At 55.5% G+C, this 18,581-nt stretch carries 20 protein-coding genes; 6 read left to right on the forward strand and 14 right to left on the reverse strand.

Annotated elements, in window-relative coordinates:
* Positions 1-121: 121 nt before the first annotated feature.
* Positions 122-784 (forward strand): L,D-transpeptidase, encoded by a 663-nt coding sequence (locus ACXAH8_RS18610; RefSeq protein ID WP_170634676.1) that lies wholly within the window; start codon positions 122-124, stop codon positions 782-784.
* A gap of 41 nt (positions 785-825) precedes the next feature.
* Here the strand turns inward: ACXAH8_RS18610 and ACXAH8_RS18615 are convergent, their stop codons facing one another.
* Positions 826-1,098, reverse strand: coding sequence for a hypothetical protein (locus ACXAH8_RS18615; protein ID WP_209251491.1), 273 nt, complete (start codon positions 1,096-1,098; stop codon positions 826-828).
* Positions 1,099-1,287: 189 nt separating this feature from the next.
* Between ACXAH8_RS18615 and ACXAH8_RS18620 the strand changes: the two genes are divergently transcribed.
* On the forward strand, positions 1,288-3,621 hold the full coding sequence (locus ACXAH8_RS18620) for a heavy metal translocating P-type ATPase (RefSeq protein ID WP_209251492.1): 2,334 nt from the start codon (positions 1,288-1,290) through the stop codon (positions 3,619-3,621).
* Between the two features lie 52 nt (positions 3,622-3,673).
* Here ACXAH8_RS18620 and ACXAH8_RS18625 read toward each other — a convergent pair whose 3' ends face one another.
* The 7 genes from ACXAH8_RS18625 to ACXAH8_RS18655 all read right to left on the reverse strand — a co-directional run bounded on the left by ACXAH8_RS18625 (position 3,674) and on the right by ACXAH8_RS18655 (position 8,073).
* Entirely contained in the window at positions 3,674-3,838 is a 165-nt protein-coding gene (locus ACXAH8_RS18625; protein ID WP_170481525.1) for a hypothetical protein, read from the reverse strand.
* A 99-nt stretch (positions 3,839-3,937) separates the two neighbouring features.
* Positions 3,938-5,305 (reverse strand): M23 family metallopeptidase, encoded by a 1,368-nt coding sequence (locus ACXAH8_RS18630; RefSeq protein ID WP_209251493.1) that lies wholly within the window; start codon positions 5,303-5,305, stop codon positions 3,938-3,940.
* Complete coding sequence (locus ACXAH8_RS18635) at positions 5,302-5,928, reverse strand: SCO family protein (RefSeq protein ID WP_209251494.1); 627 nt, start codon at positions 5,926-5,928, stop codon at positions 5,302-5,304. Before ACXAH8_RS18635 ends, ACXAH8_RS18630 begins: the two co-directional genes overlap by 4 nt.
* Positions 5,928-6,407, reverse strand: a complete 480-nt coding sequence (locus ACXAH8_RS18640; protein ID WP_209251495.1) for a copper chaperone PCu(A)C — start codon at positions 6,405-6,407, stop codon at positions 5,928-5,930. The genes ACXAH8_RS18635 and ACXAH8_RS18640 overlap by 1 nt, the downstream gene beginning before the upstream one ends.
* Before the next feature lie 18 nt (positions 6,408-6,425).
* On the reverse strand, positions 6,426-7,085 hold the full coding sequence (locus tag ACXAH8_RS18645; protein ID WP_209251496.1) for a DsbA family protein: 660 nt from the start codon (positions 7,083-7,085) through the stop codon (positions 6,426-6,428).
* On the reverse strand, positions 7,082-7,504 hold the full coding sequence (locus ACXAH8_RS18650; protein WP_209251498.1) for a disulfide bond formation protein B: 423 nt from the start codon (positions 7,502-7,504) through the stop codon (positions 7,082-7,084). The genes ACXAH8_RS18645 and ACXAH8_RS18650 overlap by 4 nt, the downstream gene beginning before the upstream one ends.
* Positions 7,505-7,509: 5 nt before the next feature.
* A complete protein-coding gene (locus ACXAH8_RS18655; RefSeq protein WP_209251500.1) occupies positions 7,510-8,073 on the reverse strand; it encodes an SCO family protein in 564 nt (187 codons plus the stop codon).
* A gap of 213 nt (positions 8,074-8,286) precedes the next feature.
* On the opposite strand from ACXAH8_RS18655, the gene ACXAH8_RS18660 reads away from it, so the two are divergent.
* Entirely contained in the window at positions 8,287-8,715 is a 429-nt protein-coding gene (locus ACXAH8_RS18660; protein ID WP_170634659.1) for a MerR family transcriptional regulator, read from the forward strand.
* A 97-nt stretch (positions 8,716-8,812) separates the two neighbouring features.
* Positions 8,813-9,574 (forward strand): transglutaminase-like domain-containing protein, encoded by a 762-nt coding sequence (locus tag ACXAH8_RS18665; RefSeq protein WP_170634657.1) that lies wholly within the window; start codon positions 8,813-8,815, stop codon positions 9,572-9,574.
* A 197-nt stretch (positions 9,575-9,771) separates the two neighbouring features.
* On the opposite strand, the gene phnE is transcribed toward ACXAH8_RS18665, so the two are convergent.
* From phnE to ACXAH8_RS18685, 4 genes are read right to left on the reverse strand one after another with little or no spacing between them, the layout of a single operon-like run.
* Positions 9,772-10,515, reverse strand: coding sequence for a phosphonate ABC transporter, permease protein PhnE (gene phnE, locus ACXAH8_RS18670; protein WP_209251502.1), 744 nt, complete (start codon positions 10,513-10,515; stop codon positions 9,772-9,774).
* A complete protein-coding gene (locus tag ACXAH8_RS18675; protein WP_209251504.1) occupies positions 10,515-11,285 on the reverse strand; it encodes a phosphonate ABC transporter ATP-binding protein in 771 nt (256 codons plus the stop codon). The genes phnE and ACXAH8_RS18675 overlap by 1 nt, the downstream gene beginning before the upstream one ends.
* Positions 11,282-12,142 carry a phosphate/phosphite/phosphonate ABC transporter substrate-binding protein gene (locus tag ACXAH8_RS18680; protein WP_170634651.1) on the reverse strand — a complete coding sequence of 287 codons (861 nt, stop codon included), beginning with the start codon at positions 12,140-12,142 and terminating at the stop codon, positions 11,282-11,284. Before ACXAH8_RS18680 ends, ACXAH8_RS18675 begins: the two co-directional genes overlap by 4 nt.
* Positions 12,142-13,995, reverse strand: coding sequence for a cytochrome c peroxidase (locus ACXAH8_RS18685; RefSeq protein WP_170634649.1), 1,854 nt, complete (start codon positions 13,993-13,995; stop codon positions 12,142-12,144). The genes ACXAH8_RS18680 and ACXAH8_RS18685 overlap by 1 nt, the downstream gene beginning before the upstream one ends.
* Positions 13,996-14,111: 116 nt before the next feature.
* Between ACXAH8_RS18685 and mntR the strand changes: the two genes are divergently transcribed.
* Together mntR and ACXAH8_RS18695 are read left to right on the forward strand one after the other, a co-directional pair.
* Positions 14,112-14,564 (forward strand): manganese-binding transcriptional regulator MntR, encoded by a 453-nt coding sequence (mntR, locus tag ACXAH8_RS18690; protein ID WP_170634647.1) that lies wholly within the window; start codon positions 14,112-14,114, stop codon positions 14,562-14,564.
* A 470-nt stretch (positions 14,565-15,034) separates the two neighbouring features.
* Complete coding sequence (locus ACXAH8_RS18695; RefSeq protein WP_170634645.1) at positions 15,035-15,532, forward strand: L,D-transpeptidase family protein; 498 nt, start codon at positions 15,035-15,037, stop codon at positions 15,530-15,532.
* Between the two features lie 417 nt (positions 15,533-15,949).
* On the opposite strand, the gene ACXAH8_RS18700 is transcribed toward ACXAH8_RS18695, so the two are convergent.
* Positions 15,950-16,903: a LuxR family transcriptional regulator gene (locus ACXAH8_RS18700; RefSeq protein ID WP_170417956.1), complete on the reverse strand. Its 954-nt coding sequence runs from the start codon at positions 16,901-16,903 to the stop codon at positions 15,950-15,952.
* Positions 16,904-17,090: 187 nt separating this feature from the next.
* Positions 17,091-18,380 (reverse strand): helix-turn-helix domain-containing protein, encoded by a 1,290-nt coding sequence (locus ACXAH8_RS18705; protein WP_170417959.1) that lies wholly within the window; start codon positions 18,378-18,380, stop codon positions 17,091-17,093.
* Positions 18,381-18,581 lie beyond the last annotated feature (201 nt).

An 18,581-nucleotide genomic window follows, 5' to 3' on the forward strand; every position in this document is an offset into this window, starting at 1 on the left:
TGGATAAACTAAGCGTTACCTGAAACCTCTTGAAGCTCTAGCTGCTAGAGGCTTTAAGACTCGAATTTGATCGTGAAAATGCGATGCAAATACATTGAACTTGTGAACCAGGCTGAGATCTATGCTGACAAGGCGCTATTTCATTCAATCAACCACTGCGCTGTTTTCCGCGTCTGCGGCCAGTCCATTGATCGCCAAAACATGGCCAACCTCGTCGCAAAAGACCTATTGGGACAGCCAGGTCACGCCATTTGATTACGATCCAGCGACCTCAAATCCATGGGGCGTTCATGACCGTTTTTTACCACGACGTGTCGTAGCAAATGATGGTTTGGTTCCTGGTGACATCCATGTCGATGCGGTCGCGCGCTATCTTTACCATATCGAGGAAGGCGGGACCGCAATGCGCTATGGCGTTGCGATCGCGCGAGGGAACCTTTACGAGCCCGGAACCTATGCTATCCGGCGCAAGGTCGAGTGGCCACATTGGACGCCAACGGCTTCAATGATCGAGCGCAACCCCGAATACGCGGAATTTCGGGATGGTATGGAACCCGGGCCAAGTAATGCTCTCGGCTCTCGAGCCCTTTATCTATACGTTGGAAATCGAGATACATATCTCAGAATTCACGGCACGCCTCAGCCTAGAAGCATCGGTGGTCGCGCAAGTTCTGGATGTGTTAGAATGATCATGGCCCATATCAATGATCTCTACCCACATGTAAGAATCGGCTCGACCGCATATTTATACTCGGCCGAAGATAGCGTCACAGCCCGCTCATAAATTTTGGGCAGCGTAGGTGGACGTCGTCGCCCTCTTTTTTATCAGGCGTCTCGCGCGGCGCAGATCGGAGCGCCATTCGTCGCGCGCAATGGTACCAATGTCGTCTCGACAGGTCCGCTGTGCTCATACCAGAAGCAATTGTCTTCTGGCAAAAGGCGTGCCGTGGCCAGATCCTGCCCCGGCCCTGCCAGCGCAACGACTGAATCTGGCACGTTGCCTGGTTCAAGTGCTTTGCTTTTGGCCCCAGTGAACTGGGCTGAGCAACCGGCAGTAATCGAGACTAACGTGATGGTAATTGCGATCCGTTTCTGCATTGACCTGTTCCAGAATTTTTTGCGTCCTCTGCGACTAGATTGCATCCACGCGACCAGCCCGCAAGAAGGAATGGAGTGTCGGTATCACGCGCAAGGAACCCGGATGCTAAAAAATTCAGAAAGGTATTGAAGCTCTAGTTACTGTAGGAACTACTTACAAAGGACCATAGAGATTCTTGAGGTCCGATCATGTCATCCGATACCCATAGCCACGACCATGGCCACGAAAACAAACATGGTCACCACGCATGCAGTAGTGGCGGGTGTGGCGCCATCGCCCCCGCCGGTCCAATTCCTGACGGCGGTAGAAGCTTTCAGGTCTCTGGCCTCGATTGCGCCGAAGAGGTTGTGATCCTGAACCGGGTTATCGGCCCGAAAGTTGGTGGTGAAGAGCATCTCGCTTTTGATGTCATCAACAGTCGAATGACGCTTCTTGAAAGTGCTGCCAAGCTTTCTGACGAAGACGTCATGCTGCTGGTTGCCTGCACCGGTATGAACGCCAAACCTTGGGATGACGGAAATGCCGCCCTGGATCAGGCGGCGCATATTGCGCGTCAGCGACGGTTCACCACACTCAGCGGAGGTTTTTGGGCGGCAGGCTTTGGCTGGCACATCTTCGAAACAGGCATGGGCGGAGCGCTTGGACTGTTTTCGGGACATGGTGAGGTTCCGATGCCTTTGCCCGAGGCCACTTTGTTCGCGGTCGCGATCTTGTTTGGCGTCTGGCTGGTGGCCCCCAAGGCCTGGTCTTCGGCGCAGCGCCTTTCGCCGGATATGAACCTTTTGATGGTTGTTGCCGTCGCTGGTGCCATCGGTCTGGGTGAGTTTTTTGAAGCGGCAACTGTAGCATTTTTCTTTTCGCTCTCTCTTTATCTGGAAAGCTGGAGTGTCGGACGGGCTCGCAACGCAGTATCCGCGCTGCTTGATCTGGCCCCCCCGACGGTTCGGCTGGTTCGTGCTGACGGCTCAGAGGCAACGGTCCCGGCGGCGGATGTCTTTGTCGGCGACAGCTTCATCGTTCGGGGTGGGGATCGCATTCCACTTGACGGGGAAGTCATCGAAGGGGCCGGTGCCGTTGACCAGGCTCCAATCACAGGTGAAAGCGCACTGATCCCCAAAGAGCTGGGTGATGAGGTCTACGCCGGCACAATCAATGGTGAAGGCACCCTCAAAATACGTGCGACGAAAACAGCGTCCGATACCGTGCTTGCCAAGATCATCCGGATGGTCGGTGATGCTCATGCGCGCCGTGCGCCGGTTGAGCAGTGGGTAACAAAATTTGCGCGGATCTATACGCCCATCGTTATGGTCGTTGCAGTGGCCATCGCCCTGATCCCACCGCTTGCATTTGGCGCATCGTGGGGCTTTTGGTTTTACAATGCACTTGTTCTTCTGGTTATCGCCTGCCCCTGTGCACTCGTCATTTCCACGCCGGTTTCAATCGTTGCGGCTTTGACCGCTTCGGCCCGGGCCGGGGTTCTGATTAAGGGCGGTGCATATATCGAAGCCCCCGGGCGCACTACCGCACTGGCCATGGACAAGACCGGCACGATCACCATGGGCGAGCCTGAAGTGGCCAATGTCTATCCGCTGGGCGGCGCATCCGAGCGGGAACTGTTGGCAAGCGCTGCCAGCCTTGAGGTTCGATCTTCACACCCGTTGGCCCGCGCCATTCTCACCAGGGCAGAACAGACCGACATTTCGATATCTGCGGCTGAAGATATCCGAACCGTTCCCGGTCGGGGTCTTGAGGGCCGCACCGAGCGCGGAAATATCTGGCTTGGCTCTGACCGCTTCGCTGTAGAGAAGGGCTTTGGCGCGTCCATTCCTGCCGAATTGAGCAACCAGATCGAGAGCGCGGGAAGCACACTTGTGGTTGTCGGGGATGAGAACGGAGTCACCGGTTTGCTTGAGCTGCGGGACCGCATTCGCCCCGAAGCCAAGAACATCGTTGCCCGGCTTCACGCGCAGGGCGTGAAGTCAATCATCATGCTGACAGGTGACAACGAACAAACCGCGAGAGCGGTAGCAGCCGAAGTCGGCATCGACGAAGTCCGGGCCCAGCTTCTGCCGGAAGACAAGGTCGCTGCGATCGAAGAACTGGCAGAGCAACACGAGATGGTTGCGATGATCGGCGATGGCGTCAACGATGCACCTGCGATGGCTCGGGCACATTATGCGGTCGCGATGGGTGCAGTTGGGTCCGACGCTGCTATTGAGACCGCAGATATTGCTCTAATGACCGACGACATCGGTAAAGTACCCTGGCTGATCGACCATTCACGTCGAACCATGTCGATCATCCGTCAGAACATCGGCTTCTCACTTGCGACCAAAGCATTGTTTGTGACTCTGACGGGTTTTGGGCTGGCATCCATGTGGGGTGCAATCGCCGCGGATGTCGGAGTGTCCTTGCTGGTCGTGGCCAATGCCTTACGGCTTCTGAAAGCTCCGGAAGATCACACCGCCCAGACTGCGGCAAATACCCTTGGCTCGCACGGAACAGGCGCTGCGACCACATAAGAGTGGAAGCCGGACTTCAAGGTGTCCGGCTTTCGCCTCGCTTACTGGCGCGTTACATCAGGCGCACAACTGCGATCGAAAGAAAGAACGCCACCAGGCCAAAAGCGATGGCATATCCTGTAGCGTATTGAAGAATATCAAGGCTGTTGCCATTCCGGCGCTTTGCCAGGACCCCACCCCAAACGGCGCCAACCAAGGCCCCCGCGATTGCCATCATCTTACATCCTCTGATTTGGTTCTTCTGCAGTGCAGTTCGCTTCAGGTGCGCATACCCGCTAACTGATAGCCGCGCACCTGAAGCCGTTTTAAGAAACTCTCACGAACTAGATTCGCTTTTTTTGGCGACGGTATTGCCCAGCTGTTCCTCAAGCTGTGCCCGAGCATTTCTTAAGCGTTTTCGCGCTGCTTCGCTTTCAACCTCGTTGTTCGCAGCGGCAGCAAGTCGGTCGTCAGAAAGCGGGTCCGTTGGGCGCCCGTCAACCAATACTTCATAATGAAGATTGGGGCCGGTCGCGGTGCCGCTCGACCCGACACGGCCAACCATCTCGCCAGCCTCCACGCGCTGACCTTTGGCCAGACCATCGGCGGTTGCGCTAAGATGCGTATATCGCGTGACCGTATCCGATCCATGAGCGATTTCCACCACACGCCCATACCCCCCGCGCCAACCAACATAGGATACCCGGCCCGGAGCTGTCGCATGTACCGGCGTGCCGCGTGCAGCAGCAAAATCGACACCTGTATGCATCCGCACATTGCCGTAGACCGGGTGTTTTCGCCGACCAAAGACTGAACTCAGGCGCGCGCCTTCGACGGGTTGGGCAAAGACACGAAGAAGTTCACCATCAACATAGATCGTGGCGCGACCGTTGTCGTCGTCTGGCCATGCTATTTCGTAAAGCCGATCATCAACTTCCAGCGCCGCAAAAATGAGCTCGGACTGGCCCACCCTCTCGCCATCGATGCTCTTTTCGCGCCAGAGAAGACGGAGAGCTTCACCACCTGTCAGGTCCCTCCGAAAATCCACTGTCCCGCTCAGCATCTGAGCGAGATCCACCGCAAAACGAACCGGGATCTTTGCGCTACTCAGCGCATTTGAAATCGAAGTTTCGATCTCTGTTTTGCGGGCCAGAATGACAGTGTCGGGTTCCGGTGAGACCACGCGCGTGGACAACGTCTCGCTAAGTGTCACTTCAATTCTCACGCCATCTTCCACGGCGAGCTCCACACTCCACAGTTGATCCGCTGCCGTTGCAACGACTGTTATCGAGTGACCCGGCCGCAAGCGCCGCAAGTCGTATTCAGCGCCAAGTGCAAGTGCGATTTCGGCGCGATCGGTTGCGTCGATCCCCGCGTCAGACAGCATACTGTCGAGTGTGTCACCCACTGCAAGCTCGCGCGTCCATGTTCGTGAAGGTGGTTCAACAGGTGGCAAAGGTTCCTCTGCCTGAATGGGTTCCGGCTGAGCAGGTCGAAACGAAACGGGGCTTGGAGCGAGTTCTGCCGATGGTACATTCAGCAACGGAGCCGATGTGATCTGCGGTTCCGCAGGAAGTTTGGGCAGCTGAAAGACCGTGGGCGCAGGCGCCGTCATTTCAGACCTGTTCGAGGCAATGAACATGATCGAAGCAATCGAGACGCTGCTGATCGCGATCGCCGAGGTTGCTAGAAACCGTGCGTTCATGATGTTGTATCCGCTCCACTTTTCAAAGCGCGGCGGATCTTGGGTACAGCGAACTCTCTCTGCTCATGATAGTCGATGGTGCTGACAAATTCGCCTGTGGGGTTAAACAGAAAAACACTTGCGGTGTGGTTCATTGTGTAGTCGCCATCTTCCAGTGGAACTTTTTCATAATTGGCGCGAAAGTCGTCTGCGGCTTGCGCGATTTGGTCCGAAACGCCGACCCAACCGCGAATAGCCGGATGAAAGTAGCTGACATAATCGGCCATGGCATCGACCGTGTCCCTTTCAGAGTCTACGGTTATAAACACGACGTTCAACTCGTCCGCGTCATTGCCCAGATCATCCAGCCAGAGGGAAATATCCGAAAGAGTCGTCGGGCAAACATCCGGGCAGTAGGTAAAGCCGAAGAACACCATTGTTGCACGTCCGACCAGCGATTGCGGGGTGACGGTGATCCCTTCGTGATCAACCATGCGAAAGTTCATGTCCGACAACGCAAGGGGGCGAAGGCGATCGGATTGAGCCGCTCCCGGCCCATCCACTTGCCACCATCCGGCAAAGAGCGTCAGGCCGATTGCTCCAAGTCCAGCAGACCCGAATGTGAGAACGCGTCGCCGCTGCATCAGCTCTCGGGGCCTCGCGCCGCGATGCCAAATATCGGCACGTTGACGGTCTTTTCTGCGCCATCAGCAAAGATAAGAGTCAGCGTAAAGCGCTCGCCTTCGATCATAGGGCGTTGCAGCCGCATGAGCATTGCGTGGAGCCCGCCCGGCTCAAGCGCTACGAAACCACCCGGCGCAATTTCCAGCTCGCCAGCGGGTGCCATGGAACTGACGCCCTCTGCATTGGTCGATGTCTGATGGATCTCGGGCATCCTCGCAAGATCGGTGCGGATAGACGTCAGCGTGACGGCCTCATTGCCGGTGTTGCGGATCGTCATGTAAGCGACCCCAGGTCGGTTGGAGCCAATAGAAGCGCGCGACCAGGCATCTTCAACGACAACATCGTTGCCCCCTGCCAGAACCGGTGCCGAGAGAATGGCCGTCAGACCGAATGCACTCAGTACACCTGCCAGAAGAGTATTTTTTGCAGTGAGTCTCATAGTACCTCTCGCTACTGCTCAGCTTTGCAGTGCTGCAACTTCTGCAGCGACCAGGCGCCTCAATTCAGCCTCACCAAACGGATCCAGAGATTTGCCATTGACGAAGAATGTCGGAGTTTGCCTTATACCGGCCGCTTCGACATCAGCGCGATCCTGATTGAGAACACCAACTGTCTGGGGCGCAAGCATTTGTGCCTGCGCTGCCTCGGCATCCAGTCCCGCCGCTGCTGCAATTCGAATAATAAGACCAGGCTCAGGCGCACCATGCGCGGCCCATTTGGGCTGCTCTCGCAGCACGGCTTCCAGGACCGGTTCAAAGACCCCCTGCATGCGTGCCGCTTCAAGCACGCGGATCGCCTCCTCTGAGCCTTCGCCATGGAAAGGGGTGTACCGGATCACAACACGCACGGCGTCTCCATGCTGAGCCATTATGTCCTTCACGACCGGATGAAAGGCACGGCAGGCTTCACAAGCCGGATCGAAAAATTCGACAATTGTAACCGGTGCGTCTTTAGGGCCGAGAACAGGCGAGTAGGAACGGATAAGTGTTTCGGCGATTTCGGGTGCGACAGGCTCGGTGTTGCCTGAAGCAGTCGTTCGGTTCACGTACCAGGCGGCGGCCCCGAATCCGGCCCCACCGAGCGCGAGAACGGACAAGATCATGCCACGTCTGTTCATACTTGTTTCTCCTTGAGTGAAAGGGCGCACAGAACGCCGATCAGCGCGAATGAAACGAGCGCCATCAGCGGAATCGGGATGCCCAAAACAGATTGATTTGCGTCGGTGCAGGACGGACCACTTGCCGAGCATGGTTGGATTTTTTCCGGGATCAGACCAGCATACAGGCCCATGTGCCACAAGGCGACAACGGCGCCCCCCAATGCCAGTGCTATCCCGTATCGGCCCACGTTCTGGTCCTGCCACCACAGGCCAAGCCCCAGTACGATCGCCAATGGGAACATGAACGCGCGCTGGAACCAGCACAGCACACAGGGCGTCTGCCCCAGGATCTCTCCAATGAACAGAACAGAAAGAGAAGCAACCAAGGCAATCGCCCAGGCCAGGCCGAGAAGTGTATCTTTAGAAAACCGGGACATGGTGCTCAGAGTCTCTGTTTCAGATCCGCAAGAATTTCTTCGGCAGGCGTGCCATAGGACCAGGACTGGACGAATCCAGCGTCCTTGTTGAACAGAAACAGATGAGAGGTATGCCCCATCGTATATCCATCCGGCGCAGGGGTTTGTTCGATCCGTTCGTAGAATATCGGAAAGGTCTTGGACGTTTGCGCAATCTGTTCTGGCGTGCCTGTAAGCCCAATGATCCCCGCATCGAAAAGTGGCACATACTCGGCCAGGACGGCCGGAGTGTCGCGTTCGGGGTCAATTGAAATGAAGATAGGTTGCACTTGGTTTGATTGGTCGCCCAGCCCTTCCTGCACTGCTGCTACCTCAGACAGTGTTGTAGGGCATACGTCCGGGCAGTTGGTGAACCCAAAAAACACCAACATCCATTTGCCCGCAAAGTCGTTCTGAGTACGGACAACACCAGAGTGATCTGTCAGTTCGAACCTGGCTTCGAACGGGACAGACCCCTCCTCAATCCGCGCAGGTCTATATTCTGACCACAGCATCAGATAGGCAAATGCCGCCGTTGCGACACCAGCCATTACCCATAAGATTTTCTGAAACACGGTCAGTTTCAAAGTTAGCCGTCCGCCTGTGATTCTTGGTTCAGAACGGCATGTACACCCTCTACCTGCTAGAGGTTCAAAGGGGTTTTTGAGCCTGCGGCTGGGTGTCACAGGTCCACCGGCTGGAAGGTACTATTGTGCGGTGTCGACGCGAACCTACATAAGCTGTAACTTTGCAAGGAGACCCAGATGCTGACGATCGGAACGCTCGGAAAAAAGACCGGAACCAAGGTTCAGACGATCCGCTACTACGAGCAGATCGGACTTATGCCGGAACCGGGGCGCACCGAAGGTGGCCAGAGGCGTTACGGCCATGCCGAACTGGATCGCCTTGCATTCATCCGTCATTCCCGCCAATTGGGGTTTTCGCTTGAGGCGATACGCGAACTGCTTGATTTGTCCGACGATCCGGATCGCCCATGTCATGAAGCCGACAGTATCGCGCGCCGGCAACTCAAACAGATTGAGCAAAGAATGGCGCGGCTGGAAGCGTTGCGGACCGAGCTGGAGCGCATGGTGCATGAATGCAGTGGCGGCAACACCTCGGACTGTCGTGTTCTCGAAGTTCTGCGCGATCATTCCGAATGTCTTACTGATCACGAAGAAATCGGCGCGTAACCCCGGGCAGCGTTATTGCGAACTGGAATTAGCCTCTTGAAGCTATAGTCACTATAGCAGTTAAAAGTCTTTCTGAGTTGATTCGACGAGAGACCAAATGCTGAACCGAGACCCGTTGCTAACCGCCACACCTCTGCTTGATTTTGAAACACCCGCAATTTTGGGGCTCATAACGGAACGGAGCTGGCCCGATCTGCCTGTATTGGATCGAATTGGCGCTATTTATGATTTCGTGCGTAACGAGATTGCCTTTGGTTACAACCGTGCAGACGATATCCCGGCGTCAGAGGTACTCGCCAATGGCTATGGGCAATGCAATACCAAGGGCACTCTTCTGATGGCACTGTTTCGCGGCAGCGGTATCCGATGCCGTTTGCATGGCTTTACGATCCACAAAGAATTGCAGAGGGGTGTGGTTCCCGAGCTTTTCTATCCGATGGCGCCGATGGAGATTGTGCATTCATGGGTCGAAGTCGAAGCAGAGGGTACGTGGCTAAAGCTGGAAGGCTTTATTCTGGATGAGCTTTTCTTACGCGTGTTGCAGCAGACATTTCCCAAAACAGAAAGCCTGTGTGGGTATGGTGTGGGGACGGATTGCCTGAGCGATCCCCAGGTCGAATGGGAAGGCCGTGACACATACATTCAAAGAAACGGCATCGTGCAGGATTTTGGGGTCTTTGACTCCCCTGACTCCTTCTATGTCCGTCACAGGCAGAACTTTGGCTTTTTCCGTGAACTGATGTACCGAGTCGTCGTGAGGCATTGGATGAACGCACGTGTCAGAGCACTACGCACTGGCAGGCTGGTAGCAAATGTTTCGGCAACACATTCCCATGGAAACAGCGGTGAATCCGTTTGAACGCTAGATTGGCACCAAGAATTTTCCTCAACGCAGGCGACTTTCAATCTAGCAAGCTTGAGGCCTTAACAAACCAGCGTGAGGGGGTGTGTAGCAGACTACACCGGCCCGGTTTCAAGCGAAGCATCCAACCTTCAACCGCGATGGAAGAAAGGAAAGACACGAGCCTTTTCCTTGGAGAATTGGGAGATTCCGGCTTAGTTGAACCGTTTTTGCAAGGCCGTATTCAGCGCCTCTGACAATAAAACCAGAACAATGATTGCCAACGTCACGGTCGCAGCCTTTTCATACTGAAACGACCGTACATAGGTTTGCACATACAGCCCGATGCCACCGGCACCGACAATGCCCAGTATCAGGCTTTCGCGCAGATTTAGTTCAAACCGAAATACGGTATCGCGCATGATCACAGGCGCCATCTGCGGCCAGATCGCCCAACGCAACTGTTGAATTCTGTTGGCTCCCGCGCTTTCAAGCGCCGCCACAGGAGCGGTAGCAACGTTGTCGATGGCTTCCGCATAGAACTTTGCCAACATGCCAGTCGCGTGAAATGTGATTGCCAGAATACCGGGAAGTGGTCCCAACCCAACAGCGCCCACCATTAGCATGGCGACCAGGATCAGCGGGATCGACCGGATAACCGCCAGCAAGGCGCGGACGGGGCGCCAAATTGTTGGTGACACCATAGTTTCAGAGGCCAGAAGGGCCAGTCCCGAGGACAGGATTACAGCGAACAATGTTCCCAGAATGGCGATCCTCAGTGTCTCCGCCAGCCCTGTCAGAACCTCGCGCCAAACGGACAGGTCAGGTGGGATCATGCGCCCCATAAACTCTGCCAGACGGGGCCCTGCGCCTGGCAGCTTGCCCAATCCCATATCCCCGCTGGTCAGCGACCACAGGATCGCCAGAGCCAGCATGACCCAAATGACAGATCGGCCCATCAACTGACTACACGCAGCCCCGATGTGACACTGGCGCCGTGATACAGCTCGTCGATGTCCCCGCTGGTAAATTGAGCCGACGGTTTGTCGAACAATACCACGCCATCTCGCAGGCCTATGATGCGCTCGGCAAAGCGGCGCGACAGATCCGGCTGATGCGAGCTGAAAATGACGCCGATACCACGGCTACGTGCAGAGCTTGTGATCAGGCTCAGAATTCGTTCGGCGTGAGCAGGGTCCAAATTGCTGACGGGCTCATCCGCAAGGATCAACTCGGGTTCTTGTGCCAGACATCTGGCAATCGCAACGCGCTGCCGTTGCCCACCCGACAACTGATCGGCACGGCGGCTTGCCAGGTCTGACAGCCCCGTATCCTGAAGCGCCCGTGTCACGCACATGTGGTCCTCTTCCCGGAACCGCCCCCAAAGCGAAGACCAGATATTCATCCGGCCCATCCGACCGTTCATTACATTCTGATAAACACTCTGCCGATCAACCAGTGCGAATTCCTGAAAGATAAAGCCGGTATTGGCACGGTCCTCGCGGGATGGAACCCCAGTTGCCAAAAGTGGCTTGCCAAGCACCTGGGCTTCGCCGTGCCAACCACGCAAACGACCGTCCAACAAAGCCAGCATCGTTGATTTGCCCGCACCCGAAGGACCGAGTAGCGCGACGCTTTCACCGGGCTGCACTGATAGTGAAACTTCTGTAAGCGCCGCTGCACTGGCAAAGTGTTGCGATATCGCGTTGAGTGAAACTACAGGATTCATTTCAGAAACCCATACCGCCGCGCAGTCTCGCGCACGCCCTCGTAAACCGATGGATCAGCAGGAAGATAGCCATCCGGGCCATAGAGGTAGGCCAACAGATGACGGTTCTCACTCTCGTTGAGGCGCAGCATGGTTTCAATGAACTTTGCCTGCAGCCCGGCGTCCAGATCAGGGCGGGCAATGATTGCGTGGCTGGGAATTTGTTCTGATTCCGCCAGCACCTTGACCTCGGCCTGCTGATCCGGGGTCAGATAGAGATCGGCATACTGGCTTGCGCCTGCCGCATCGACCAGTCCGTTGGCCATGGCCTGCATCGCTTGCTGATATCCGCCAGCAAAGAATTTCTGCCCGAAAAAGCTGTCGGCATCGCCCGTGCCCGCGAACAGCCCGGCGCGCACAAACAGATCAAGCGGATAGATGTAACCGGATTCCGAGACCGGATCGGAAAAGGCGATGTCACGTCCCCGGAGATCGGCCAGCGCTTCGATTCCGCTGTCACGCCGCACGAAGACCCGGCCCGAATAGCTGGGTTGCCCGCGATAAACCTCGGACAATAGCGGTACGGCGCCGATCTGGTCTTCGGCCAACACAAAGGGCAACGCTCCCATGAACGAGATATCGGCATCACCGTTGCGCAGCGCCTCAACGGCAGCAGCGTGGTCGAACGTGACAAACCCCGTGACCGGGACGCCCATCTGCTCTGAAAGCCAGCCGGTGATGACGTTGATGTCACCCAACAGCTTTTCGGGGTTCTCCTGCGGGATGAAGGCCAGCTTCAGCCCCTGGTCAGTTGCAGCCATTACGGGCATGGCTGCAGATGCGGCTGCAGCGACCAGAAAATTGCGGCGCGACAACATCAGAACATCCTCTCGTCAATTTCGGCCTGCATGGACTTGAACAGTTCCCACTGGCGGATGGCTTCGGTCCAGTTTCCTTCGGCGCTGGCATCGCCAACCGCTCGCAGGATCGCGGCGAATTCGTAGATTTCGGGCTTGGCGTTCTGATTGACCATGACACTGGCATCCGCGGCCAGATCAGGAGCTACCGTGTCGATCAGAACCGCTATGTTTTCGGCATCCTGCATCGGCAGCAGGGTATCGAGCGTACTGGCGAATGTCGTCAGCTCTTCCCAGGACAAGCGGAATACGCTGTTGCGACCTTCGAATACTTGATAGGGGTCTTCACCGTCTCCAACAGCTTCGACGTAGGCCGTCAGATCTGCGCGCTGTGCTTCGTCCAAACCCAAATTTTTGGTATCATTGAACCAGTCAACAACGCTGGCCAGCGTCGGCAGCGATCCGTCATGCATGTAAGGTGCAGTGAAATTGACGTTGCGCAGCGTCGGGGTTTCGAACGCAGAAGCCGTGCCGCCGGGGAATGGTGGTTCAGCGCTGCCGATGTCGTAGGTCAGACCATCGCGGAACTGACGGTCAGGCGTGTGACACGAAGCGCAGGATTTGTCACCAAGTCCGGCAAATTTGGTGTTGAACAGCAACTCCCCGCGCTTGGCGGCATCTGACGCCAGATCGGTCAGCTTGCCGGACCGGTCGATCTTTGGGTTGGGAAGAAAGTCGAACTGTTTGACATAGGCTTCCAGCGCGTCCAGTTGGAACGGCGTTGGTTCCTTTCCCGCGAATTCGGTCACAATCACATTTCGGATGAACCGGCGCAGGCTGGGTTCGCGCCCGTCGCGGCCATAAGGTGCGGTAAAGCGGATGCCACGCATAGAAGGCGTGTCCAAGTGATCATCGGTCCGGTCATTGAACATTGGATTGAAAAACGATCCGTCCACATCCATCCCACCCGGATGGGATGAAAGGCCCGGAATGAAGAAATCCCGGTTCACGTCGGAGCGGTTGTGGCAGGTCGAGCAGGCGATGCCCAACTCACGCGCCGGGCCGCCGAAGATTTCGGGGCTGTCGAACAGCATGTCACCGTAGGCCACCAGCGGTAGATTAGCTTCATCCTCACCCGCCTCCTCAAACTGAAGAACCAGCCGCGGCAGCTGCGCCTGATCTCCGATGTTTGACCCTGGCGGCAGCGTGGCGGGCATTGTGATTTGTTCGCCGGAAAGCACAACTGTTTCAGGCAGCGGTGTTAACTTGTCGCGTTGGGCATACTCGGATGGCAGATAGTTGGCACGAATATAGGCAGCGACAATGGCCTGAGCTTCTGCAAATTGGTCGGCATCCACCGTTTGGGCGCCGTTGCCCAGTACTCCTGCGCTGCCAAGGGTGGAGTTCAGAACCAGCCATGCCCGGCCCAGGTCGCGAGCCGCCGACGTGTCCGCAGCCTTGATACCATCTTCGAATGCGCGGAACAGAGCAGCCGCTTGCGCGACCTCGCGGGCCGCCTCAGGCTGACCCAGCGCGGTCTTTGCGACATCCAGATGGCGCAGGATTCCCTCCGCAATGGCAGTTGTGCTTGCTTCGAACAGCGCCTGCCGATCTTCGGCTTGCATAGCTTGGTTGATCGCAAGCGCTTCGTTGTCGGAGACGCGTGATAGGGGAGCGACCTGAATGTCACTGCCAGGTGCGGGCGAAGTCCAACTCCTCTCAATTTCATCCCAGGGAACCGGGGTTAGATTTCCCATGAACAAGGTCAGTCGATACGCGGCAGCGCGCGGGGCCCAAGGAGATTCTTCAATCGCCGTGGCATCCGCGATCACTGGCAGTGCGCAAAGAAGTGTGGACGCTATCAGATGTTTCATAGCACTGTCTATTTAAGTTAGCCTTGTCTAATTTAAGGATGAAGGCATGCTCATTGTCAAGCTCGGCTTTCAGGTGCATACACTGGAGACTAGACCAGCGACGTAATCATGAGCCGATGACCGAAACAAAACCGGTAAATTCAGATCGTAGTATTGATACCCAGGCGAGCGGGTTTGAGGCTGTGCGACAGGCTCACCAAAGCGAAATGGTTGAAGACTACGTTGAACTTATCGCGGAGCTGATCCATCAGAATGGTGCAGCGCGCCCGGTCGAAATAGCCGAGCGATTGGGCGTGACCCAACCTACGGTTTCCAAAAATTTGACTCGTTTGAAACGAGAGGGTTTCATTGAGCAAATACCTTACCGCTCACTTCAGTTGACCGATGCCGGGCGTCAATTGGCGGAAGCTTGTAGAAGGCGTCACCGGATTGTCGTGGAGTTCCTGATCGCCTTGGGCGTTTCACCGGAAGTGGCAGAGCATGACGCTGAAGGTATTGAGCATCATGTAAGTGACGAAACTCTTGCAGTGTTTGAACGGTTCGTTGGGCGGGCCGATGAAGCAAAGTAGAAACAAATAGAGCCTCAAATATGTTTGCGAAATTTGGTAGATCTAATTTCAGATAGACAGAGATTGTCCTAAGTTGCAGCTAGACAGTGACGCTATCTGAGGGTGGGTGGCCCGGCGCGAAACTACGTGGTACCTGAAAATCGATACAGGTGCAGCGTAGTGAACGAACCCTTAGAACAAGAATCCAATTCGGTAGACGATCTGGCTCGCTTAATAATCGGCGTCAAGATTTCCAGCGGCAAAAAACCTGACTACAGCAGCGATCTCGATACTGAATAGGCGAAAACTGAAAGGTTGCGTAAGAATAACAAATGTCGAAATCAAAGTGTCACTCATTGCACTGCTGACGAGGTGGCCACAACTGATCACTTGGTTTTCGGTTCCTGTCCTAGTGAGATCCAATACACCTTTGTTCAACTGGCCTTTAGTGATATTCTTTTGAAAAAATCAAAATGAGCCGGGCAGTTCCTATGAAAAGACGTTTGTTTCTCTCTGGCTTCATAGCCGCCTTTTTGTCTGGCTGTGCAAACAAGTTCCGTACTTACAATGGGCCGGTTGTGACTCGGCTTCGGCTATACAAAGGGCAGCGCCTACTTATCCTCGATGGTAGTGAGCGTGTCTTGCGGACTTTTCCGATTGGACTCGGATTTGCCCCCGAAGGTCACAAGCAATTCGAAGGAGACGGGCGAACACCTGAAGGCTCCTATGTAATTGACCGTCGCAATCCCGAAAGCCTTTTCCATCTTTCAATCGGAATCTCTTATCCGAACGAGGCGGATTCTGCGTTTGCCCGAGCTCGGGGTCGTTCTCCGGGCGGTGATATTTTTATCCATGGCGGCCCTCGCCCTGGAATTGATCCCACGAACAAGCGTGACTGGACCGCAGGGTGCGTCGCTGTCACAGATCAGGAGATTGAAGAGATCTACGCTATGGTCAAAGACGGAACGCCAATTGAAATCTATTCATAGAGGGACAGGTTCCAAATAGACAACGATTGCGGATTTGCCTTAGCGCTACGTTGACGGCGTCAGAAGCTATTACTGGAGCTTTCACGGCCAACGCCAGACTCGCTGTTTCGGCGAACGGGTCAGCACCTCCTGTGAAACCACGCTGGGCAAGATCCTCCAGTATACCAGGGCATTGCAGAGATAAGGCCTCAATCTCCAATTTTTGGCTGTTCGAACGAAGGTGACAGCATCTGCTGCCCTCGCGTCTAAGGGCTCTGTAGCCAAGCTTTGAACGTGACGCGTTTTCAGCAGAATAGGAGATTTAGAAACCAGAGTTAGAGTGGGCTCTACTACGGTGGCACAGCGGCGTAAGCGAAATTACGTGAAACTTGCCCCTGCTCACAATTTTGCAAATCAAGCGGTGCACGTGGGCCGAACTCAGAGATGCCTGATCCACACGCATTGATCCCGGTTGGGTCCAAGTTCTTCGAGGATCCTTTCAGCATCCAGATTGAAGTCTTTGGCAATTTCCTGGACCTGAACCGCCTGAAAGCTATCCAAGTTCCGCACCGTTCGACCATCTTCAAAGGTGATCAACTCGTGTGATCTTCCAGACCAACGCACGATCCCGCCGCAAAGGGTCTGTCCTTCAACATCCGCAAGTTCGGCGACCGGGTCGGCAAAGAAATCGGTCCATTTAAGAATACCTGTGCTGACAGCTCTCGCCACTGCTTGTTCCGTTGTCCGGCACTTGAGTTTTGTGACGATCGAAGACGTCAAAGCATGCACCATCCTGGAGGAGAGCCCCGTCTGGCCAGCAACTACGGATGGGATCAATCCTGATGCGAGCATCTTCAGAACATCCATCTCCTGATCGGACAACGCATCCGTAGGAAAGTTGAAAACTGTATCAATCACATCGAGCGCGAGTAGATGCAGGACCTGCGCTTCGTGGCGAAGGGCAGGGAGCATACTCCCGACCAAGGCGTCCCAGTCGGATCGGCGCAGGTTGGAGGTAACCGTAAAGACACCACGCTCCCCAAACGGATTGATAACCGGAATGGATAGTCCGTGCTGACCCACACCAAATTTTCTCGCTGCATCGAATAGCGGTGCGTGTTCACGCTGATCATCAAACACAGCCCAATCAATTGGTGCGATCATTGCGGCGCCAAACCGGATGAGGGGATCGACCAGGACCATGTCGTTGTCGACGTAGTGCCTGACCCATTCGGCCGGGAACGTGGTGCAGCCGTGGACAACGTTGTGATGCTTGTCGATATGGGCGTAGGACGCATTCTCCAGTCCGAACCTCGAACAAATTTCCTGAAGGCGCGCCTCCCCGGTCTGCCTGAAATCCAGTTCAGAATTGCCAATGTCCGCGATTTTCATAGATCGTCTTTCTGTTCCGCGTTGCCGTCGAGGCCGCTTAGCAACCTAAAGCTGAACAAACCACTCGGGAATTCCCGTAGCCAATCATGCATTTGAATACAGTTCTGTTCTGGAGGCGGAAACGGAGCGAAAACCTGCCGATGAGACACATGAATTGGAGAAGCTGGCGGCTCATAACCCGGCACGGCTAAAACCCGCTGCAGTGATCTTGCGGAAGCCCGTCTTCCTCCTCTCGGGCTCTACGCGCCAAAAGCCCCATGAAACTGGAAATCAGGTTCAGTTCACCGCGCTCATCTGCGTGCACCATACCGCGCAGATATCCGCCCGGATTAACCACTGGCGGCAACCGTGGATCGCTCAGCCTCGCGTCTGTGATCAACCCGGCCAGGATTGCACCCATCACGGTCAATCGGTCAATCGCCGTACGCCAAGCCGAGGCATTGGCGCCGATCTCCGACAATCGCGACCAAACGCCGGTCTCAATCGCGTAGAGCGACGGGCTGGAATTCTGATCTCCGCCACCCGCGATATCGATATGCATGCGCAGCTCGGGTGAGGCCAGTTCATATAGGATGCGGTTATTCACCCGCGGTAGTTTTTGGGCCTTGCGCGATGCCGTATCTGTCGGATGATTGCTTTCTAAGCAATGCGGAGGGCCGTCAGGCCCGGAGCCGGAACAATCTGGTTCCGAGGCTTTTGCCGAGGACATTGAACTCTCGCCATCGGCGTTACAGGACAGAATTGTTTCTTCAATTTGGTCTTGTATATGGCACCCGAAACAAGCTTCGGGTTCACCCGAAATTTCACCGGGTTTTGCGACATGCTCTTCGATCCGGCTCCAAAGGTCGTAAGCCGCCTGAACATGTAGCTTGAGCGCCTCCAGCGTCATGTATTTCAACTTGTCGGCGCGCGGCCAGGATCGAAGTTCCTCCTTCATGCCTTCCAGACTTTCAGGAGGGCAGGGGAGTAAGAGAAGCACGGCCAGACTATGTTTCACATATCGGTAAAGCCGTGATCGATCCCCGCGCAGCTCGTCCTGTTCTTTCTTCTCGGCCTTGCTGCGCACGTCCGCGTCGCGCATCTCGGGAATGAGGTTCAGGGCAGGGGTCAGGAAGAGTCCAAGCTTCTTGCGCTTACAGCGCGCGCCATTTGCGCCAAGCCTGCGTTCGATCAGACCAATCCTTTCCAGCTCACGTTCGTGATTGTGGATTGTCCGATCTGTCACGCCTCGCCCGGCAATGAGGGTTTCCTGGCGCGCGTAGCAAAAGGGTTCCTGAGACGGGTCTCGAAAAGCACATGGCGTAATCATATCGATGATGATCTCTAAGGTGCGAATACACTGGGCTGATGCGCCTCTGATCTGCGCATATCCCACGCAGAGCTGACGTAACCTGTCACGGTTCCAGCCCTCAGGAAGGCCGTTGTGAAAGCGAATATTATCGTGGTGATGGGCGGATGCGATCTGCCGAAAGCTCATGGATTTGGCCTCATTTGGCAAAGGTCAGTGTTGATATCGCGGCTTCGCGGGGCAGGGTGTTCGGAATGGTTCAACGGTCTCATGGTCTGCTTCTCATTGGGGAAGCAAGGCGGCTCGAACCTCAGCAAAAAGACACAGAAAAACCGTTCGCACAGATGCGTTTGTCCTTGTCAGTAATTTTGGAGTTTCCTATAAATCAGG

The sequence above is a fragment of the Ruegeria sp. ABV3_008 genome (genome assembly GCF_056161185.1).

What these genes read in the sequence shown, in the direction of transcription:
- ACXAH8_RS18610 (WP_170634676.1), top strand. Translation starts at nt 122, where the DNA reads ATGCTGACAAGGCGCTATTTCATTCAATCAACCACTGCGCTGTTTTCC.
- ACXAH8_RS18615 (WP_209251491.1), bottom strand. Translation starts at nt 1,098, where the DNA reads ATGCAGAAACGGATCGCAATTACCATCACGTTAGTCTCGATTACTGCC.
- ACXAH8_RS18620 (WP_209251492.1), top strand. Translation starts at nt 1,288, where the DNA reads ATGTCATCCGATACCCATAGCCACGACCATGGCCACGAAAACAAACAT.
- ACXAH8_RS18625 (WP_170481525.1), bottom strand. Translation starts at nt 3,838, where the DNA reads ATGATGGCAATCGCGGGGGCCTTGGTTGGCGCCGTTTGGGGTGGGGTC.
- ACXAH8_RS18630 (WP_209251493.1), bottom strand. Translation starts at nt 5,305, where the DNA reads ATGAACGCACGGTTTCTAGCAACCTCGGCGATCGCGATCAGCAGCGTC.
- ACXAH8_RS18635 (WP_209251494.1), bottom strand. Translation starts at nt 5,928, where the DNA reads ATGCAGCGGCGACGCGTTCTCACATTCGGGTCTGCTGGACTTGGAGCA.
- ACXAH8_RS18640 (WP_209251495.1), bottom strand. Translation starts at nt 6,407, where the DNA reads ATGAGACTCACTGCAAAAAATACTCTTCTGGCAGGTGTACTGAGTGCA.
- ACXAH8_RS18645 (WP_209251496.1), bottom strand. Translation starts at nt 7,085, where the DNA reads ATGAACAGACGTGGCATGATCTTGTCCGTTCTCGCGCTCGGTGGGGCC.
- ACXAH8_RS18650 (WP_209251498.1), bottom strand. Translation starts at nt 7,504, where the DNA reads ATGTCCCGGTTTTCTAAAGATACACTTCTCGGCCTGGCCTGGGCGATT.
- ACXAH8_RS18655 (WP_209251500.1), bottom strand. Translation starts at nt 8,073, where the DNA reads ATGGCTGGTGTCGCAACGGCGGCATTTGCCTATCTGATGCTGTGGTCA.
- ACXAH8_RS18660 (WP_170634659.1), top strand. Translation starts at nt 8,287, where the DNA reads ATGCTGACGATCGGAACGCTCGGAAAAAAGACCGGAACCAAGGTTCAG.
- ACXAH8_RS18665 (WP_170634657.1), top strand. Translation starts at nt 8,813, where the DNA reads ATGCTGAACCGAGACCCGTTGCTAACCGCCACACCTCTGCTTGATTTT.
- phnE (WP_209251502.1), bottom strand. Translation starts at nt 10,515, where the DNA reads ATGGGCCGATCTGTCATTTGGGTCATGCTGGCTCTGGCGATCCTGTGG.
- ACXAH8_RS18675 (WP_209251504.1), bottom strand. Translation starts at nt 11,285, where the DNA reads ATGAATCCTGTAGTTTCACTCAACGCGATATCGCAACACTTTGCCAGT.
- ACXAH8_RS18680 (WP_170634651.1), bottom strand. Translation starts at nt 12,142, where the DNA reads ATGTTGTCGCGCCGCAATTTTCTGGTCGCTGCAGCCGCATCTGCAGCC.
- ACXAH8_RS18685 (WP_170634649.1), bottom strand. Translation starts at nt 13,995, where the DNA reads ATGAAACATCTGATAGCGTCCACACTTCTTTGCGCACTGCCAGTGATC.
- mntR (WP_170634647.1), top strand. Translation starts at nt 14,112, where the DNA reads ATGACCGAAACAAAACCGGTAAATTCAGATCGTAGTATTGATACCCAG.
- ACXAH8_RS18695 (WP_170634645.1), top strand. Translation starts at nt 15,035, where the DNA reads ATGAAAAGACGTTTGTTTCTCTCTGGCTTCATAGCCGCCTTTTTGTCT.
- ACXAH8_RS18700 (WP_170417956.1), bottom strand. Translation starts at nt 16,903, where the DNA reads ATGAAAATCGCGGACATTGGCAATTCTGAACTGGATTTCAGGCAGACC.
- ACXAH8_RS18705 (WP_170417959.1), bottom strand. Translation starts at nt 18,380, where the DNA reads ATGAGCTTTCGGCAGATCGCATCCGCCCATCACCACGATAATATTCGC.